4 protein-coding genes and 1 pseudogene are annotated in these 4860 nt (G+C 61.3%); 3 read left to right on the forward strand and 2 right to left on the reverse strand.

The window, feature by feature from the left end; all coding sequences use genetic code 11:
- Positions 1 to 422, reverse strand: a pseudogene (locus RDN59_RS11465) (amino acid deaminase/aldolase); the annotation flags it as partial.
- A gap of 90 nt (positions 423 to 512) precedes the next feature.
- Here RDN59_RS11465 and RDN59_RS11470 point away from each other — a divergent pair.
- Both RDN59_RS11470 and RDN59_RS11475 read left to right on the forward strand, forming a co-directional pair.
- Entirely contained in the window at positions 513 to 2060 is a 1548-nt protein-coding gene (locus RDN59_RS11470; RefSeq protein WP_308607949.1) for a succinic semialdehyde dehydrogenase, read from the forward strand.
- A 10-nt stretch (positions 2061 to 2070) separates the two neighbouring features.
- Entirely contained in the window at positions 2071 to 3027 is a 957-nt protein-coding gene (locus tag RDN59_RS11475; protein WP_308607950.1) for a DNA glycosylase AlkZ-like family protein, read from the forward strand.
- Positions 3028 to 3036: 9 nt separating this feature from the next.
- Here RDN59_RS11475 and RDN59_RS11480 read toward each other — a convergent pair whose 3' ends face one another.
- The gene (locus RDN59_RS11480) at positions 3037 to 3945 is read right to left on the reverse strand and encodes a cation diffusion facilitator family transporter (protein WP_308607951.1); all 909 of its coding nucleotides are present in this window, start codon (positions 3943 to 3945) and stop codon (positions 3037 to 3039) included.
- Between the two features lie 128 nt (positions 3946 to 4073).
- Between RDN59_RS11480 and RDN59_RS11485 the strand changes: the two genes are divergently transcribed.
- On the forward strand, positions 4074 to 4730 hold the full coding sequence (locus tag RDN59_RS11485; RefSeq protein WP_308607952.1) for a hypothetical protein: 657 nt from the start codon (positions 4074 to 4076) through the stop codon (positions 4728 to 4730).
- Positions 4731 to 4860: the final 130 nt, after the last annotated feature.

Genomic DNA, 4860 nt, shown 5'->3' on the forward strand with positions numbered 1-4860 from the left:
ACGCGCAGGGATCCCTCAAGCAGGGCTAAGAGCTCGACGCTGTCTACCATGACGGTGACAGCCTCGCGCGCTGTGTCATCCATCGCGAGCTCACGCAGAGCCTTGCGGTTGACACTCGGGTAAGCCACCACGATGTCGCGGAAGCCCTCCCCCACCAGATGCAGAGCCTCCGGAACGGAATACGCGAGGATACCTCGGTAGCCCTCATGCTCGAGGGCACGGCGAAGTGCTGCCACGCTGCGGATCGACTTCGAGGCCACGCGGATGGGTAGTCCCCCGGCACGAGTCGGCATCTGTGCAGCGTTGTAGTCGAATGCAGCGAGGTCGATAACGCCTACGGGCGCTGGGCTTTCTCCAGATCTGACGAGCGGCTCAACGGCGGCGCGCACCTGGGCCTGTGGAGTAGTCGCGAGGATTGGCATAGCGTCATCCTAACCACGATTAATTTAGTTTGTGAGACAAATCTCGAAAAATCTATAGCGCCATCGCATATTTTTGGGACAATAGACCGCATGAAGACCTTCACTCAGACCCGTCTGCCCCAGCGAGTGCTCAATTTCTTGGACACGGACCCCGCCCGCGATGTTCGCGGCACGGGTGAGCAGCACCAGGCTCACGCACCTTTTAGCGGTGAGGAGCTCTTTAGCTTCCCTGTCGCCACCGCGGGGGACGTCGAGAAGGCCGTCAACTATGCGCGCGCCGGCGTTGGCCAAGGTGACCGCGCCGCCATCCTGCTGCGCCTGCACGACCTCGTTCACGAGAACGAGGAGCTCATCCTCGACCTCATCCAGGCAGAAAACGGCAAGTCCCGCTCCCACGCTTATGACGAGCTGATGGATCTGTATAACTGCGCGCGCTTCTACGCAGTCAATATCCGCAAAGCTTTCGGAAACGACCGCCACCCCGGCGCGCTTCCCGTGCTGACTAAAACGCGCACCCAGCATTACCCGCTGGGCGTGGTGGGGCTAATCTCTCCGTGGAACTATCCCCTGTCCCTCGGTGTTGGCGATGTTCTGGCAGCCCTCTCGGCTGGTAATGCCGTGGTACACAAACCGGATTCTCAGACCACGCTGACGGCGATTCTGCTGCGACGACTAGCCATCGAGGCAGGCCTTCCGGAGGCTGCCTGGCAGCTGGTTCCCGGCCGCGGTGCGGAGGTGGGCGATGCCCTCGTTCCGCTGGTGGATGGCCTTTCCTTTACCGGTTCCACCCAGGCCGGCAAGTCCATCGCTACCCAAGCTGCGGGGCGCCTCATCCCCACCATGCTGGAGCTGGGCGGCAAGAACCCGATGCTGGTGCTTGACGACGCCCCCCTTAAGCCCACCGCCCAAGGCGCCGTGCGCACCGCATTCTCCTCCTCCGGGCAGCTATGCATGTCCGCCGAGCGCGCCTATGTGCACGAGAGCGTCTTCCAGGAGTTCCTCGCAGAACTCAAGAACGCGCTGGACCAGCAGGTGCTCGGCGCGGCCTTCTCCGATGCCGCTACCATCGGCTCGTTGACCTCGCAGCGCCAGCTCGATGCAGTAGTTGCCCACGTCGAGGACGCTGTCTCCAAGGGCGCCACCGTGGTTTATGGCGGAAAGGCCCGGCCGGACCTTGGGCCCTTCTTCTATGAACCCACCGTGTTGACTGGTGTGACCCCAGAGATGGATCTCTATGCCACCGAGACCTTCGGCCCAGTGCTCGCTGTCTATCCGGTCAGCTCTGATGCGGAAGCCATCCAGCGCGCCAACGACACCTCCTACGGCCTATCCGCATCGGTGTGGTCCGGGAATTCCCGCCGCGCGTGGAAGGTGGCCTCCCAGCTGGAGGCCGGTATGGTCAATATCAACGAGGGTTTCGCCGCCGCCTATGGCTCCATCGCGGCCCCTGGCGGCGGCGTCAAGGAATCGGGCCTGAACCACCGCCACGGGATTACCGGCATGCGCCTGTGGGCCAACGAGCGCACCGTGGCTGAACAGCGACTGCATCCCTTGGCACCGTCGGAGTACGTCTCACCGGAGCGCTTCCGTGCCCTCGTTTCCACGGGCATGCAGCTAATGAAGACCTTCCGGCTTTAAAGGAGAAACCATGCACGAGCTATCCCGTGATGAGCTCCTAGCGCGCCGGCTCATTGCCCAAGGGCTAGCGCCGTCGGCCGCGCGGCCATCGCTCACCTTGGCGCTGGACGTCGCTGAGCATCTCCTCGCTCTGCAAGGTCAGACCTACGACGCTGGCGTTCGGGCACTGTCCCTGCGCGCTGGGTGTAACGATAACGACGTTCTGGGTGAGATAGAAAGCTACCGGGTGGTGCGCTGCTGGCCGCAGCGAGGGACGTTGCACTTCATGCCGGCTGTCGACGTCCGCTGGATGTCCCGCCTCCTCTATCCACGCATCGCCGCAAGCCAGAAGTCTCGGCGCCCCAGTCTAGGGCTCAGCGAAGAGATGTTTGAAGCGTGCTCAGAGGCCCTCCACAGCGCAGCCACCACACCATTAACCCGCGCGCAGGTCTATGAGCTTTTCGCCGAGACGGGCGTGGATCCCACAGAAGGTCGCGGCTCCCACTTACTGCGCGCCTTCGGCGGGGCAGGTGACCTCGTCCAAGGCCCCAAGGACGGCAACCAGGAAACCTTTCTTCACGTTGATGCACTTCCCGTTGCCCAACACGAGCCCGCGCATCCCCTTCACGAACTTGGTCAACGGTATATCTCAGGTCATGGTCCGGTCTCGGTAGAAGACCTCCAAGCGTGGGCAAAGCTCAGCAAGACTCAAGCCACCACAGCCTTGGAGTCGGCGGGTGCTCACTTGGCACGCCACGATGGTCAGGACTTTTGGATGGCCCCCTGGCAGGAAGACGTCACCGCGGAGGACATCCGCACTGCCCTAGAACTACGACTCGAGCTACCGGCATTCGACGAATACTTACTGGGCTACGCCAACAAAGAGTGGATTGTTCCCGATGAAATCCGCGTCAATGTCCTCACCAAGAACGGTCTGAGTTGGCCGTGGGTCATGGAAGGCGGACGCGGCGTGGCCAGCCTGCGCTAGCTGCAAGCGTTACGGCATGCGCAGAATACGGCGGTGAACCGTTCCTGCAGGCTCAACGTGAATAAAGACCTCAGCGCCGGGGAAAAGATCGTCGATGGCGTCTTCGATGCGGTCGGCAATAGTGTGCGAGTGCAGTACCGTCCACTGGCCGGGGACATCCATCGTGAGATACACCAAGCGGTTGCGCCCCGAGGCAACAGTTCGGCGCGAAGTAAATTCCACATCATGGCTTTCCTCCAGTTCGTTGAGGAGGGCGTCGAGCTTCGCGTGCTCTTCCTTAGGCAGGGACTCTGATAACAGGGAGCTCAACGATTCTTTGAGCAGCTTGTAGCCAGTCCACAAAATATTGAGGCCCACGGCAAACGCGATAACTGGGTCGAGCCACAACCAATCCGTGAGGCTGACCGCGCCGATGCCGAGGAGGACGCCGACGGACGTCCAGACGTCGGTAAGCAGGTGCTTTCCGTCCGCCTGCAAGGTGGCCGAACGATGCTGCTTGCCCGCGCGCACAAGCAGAAGGCCCACGCCCAGGTTCAGCAGGGAGGCCACGAGCGATAGTAAAAGTCCGAGCCCAGGCTGCTCCAGCGGCTGCGGCTCCAGAAGTCGGCGAATGGCCGTATAGATAATCATCGCCGCAGCGACGAAGATCATTGCACCCTCCACCAGCGCGGAAACATATTCGGCCTTGCCGTGGCCGAACTGGTGGTTTGCGTCTGCCGGCTTTGCCGCAATCCTAATAGCCACAAAACCTACAACGGCGGCGACGAGGTTCACACCAGATTCGAGGGCGTCGGAAAGAAAGCCCACCGATCCCGTCACCGCAGCAGCGACAATCTTGAGCGTGATCGTGGCCACTGCGGTAGCGATGGAGAGCTTCATAAAGCGTTCGAGCAGTAACTGCTCGGTGGGAAGAGACATAATGTCGGCCTTCGAGAAGAGATTTCTACAGCCCCTTAGAGTACCAAAGCCGGATGTGCACGCACTGTTCACTGAATGTTTACCGCGTGCGGTCGCGAAGTACATAAACCGCCGTTAGTTTGTACTTTATGTCCACAGACATAACTCGCCCAGTCCTTCTCTTCGATTTTGACGGGACCGTCAGCCTTGGCCACGGCCCCGTTCTGGCCTATGCGCACCTCATTGCAGAGAAAGCCGGGCACCCATCCATTGCTCAAGACGCCGAAGCGCTGCTGAACTCCGATAACGTTGGCTCAGCACGCGACGGTTACCACCTTGTCCGTACTCTCGCCGCTGAACTCGACGTGCCGGAAGAGACCTGCCAGGAGGCATATATGGCTTCCCGGGAGAACCTCGCCGACACCGGTATCACCGCCCCTGAGGGGCTTGCCGAATTCCTTGCTTCCTACCCCGGCCGCGCCATTCTGGCGACTAACTCTCCAGAGATTGGACTCAGCGCTGCCCTTCACACACTGGGCCTCGACAGGTCCTTCGACACCGTCTACACCAGGGTGGGCAAACCCGAAGGACTTACCCGCATCCTGGACACCGATCTCGCCGACACGGATCCGACTCACCTCATCTCCTTCGGCGATATTTGGGAGTTCGACCTCGCACCCGTGGCCGCCGTAGGCGGACGCACCGTGCTCGTTGACTCCCCCTTCGCAACCTCCCCTGAGGCTGACCCGACGTGGCGCGTCACCCGCGTCACCGACATCTTTCCCGAACTGACCTCCGCTTTTTAACACACGCACAGAAAGACGTTCATTATGCGCCGCTTCACTACTCTTGCCGCCACCGCCCTTACCTTGTCCCTCTCCCTCACCGCCTGCTCTTCCGACTCCGGTAACGGTTCCGATTCTGCCAAGGGCTCCG

Source organism: uncultured Corynebacterium sp. (genome assembly GCF_902489365.1).
GTDB lineage: Bacteria > Actinomycetota > Actinomycetes > Mycobacteriales > Mycobacteriaceae > Corynebacterium.

What these genes read in the sequence shown, in the direction of transcription:
- RDN59_RS11485 (WP_308607952.1), top strand. Translation starts at nt 4,074, where the DNA reads ATGTCCACAGACATAACTCGCCCAGTCCTTCTCTTCGATTTTGACGGG.
- RDN59_RS11480 (WP_308607951.1), bottom strand. Translation starts at nt 3,945, where the DNA reads ATGTCTCTTCCCACCGAGCAGTTACTGCTCGAACGCTTTATGAAGCTC.
- RDN59_RS11470 (WP_308607949.1), top strand. Translation starts at nt 513, where the DNA reads ATGAAGACCTTCACTCAGACCCGTCTGCCCCAGCGAGTGCTCAATTTC.
- RDN59_RS11475 (WP_308607950.1), top strand. Translation starts at nt 2,071, where the DNA reads ATGCACGAGCTATCCCGTGATGAGCTCCTAGCGCGCCGGCTCATTGCC.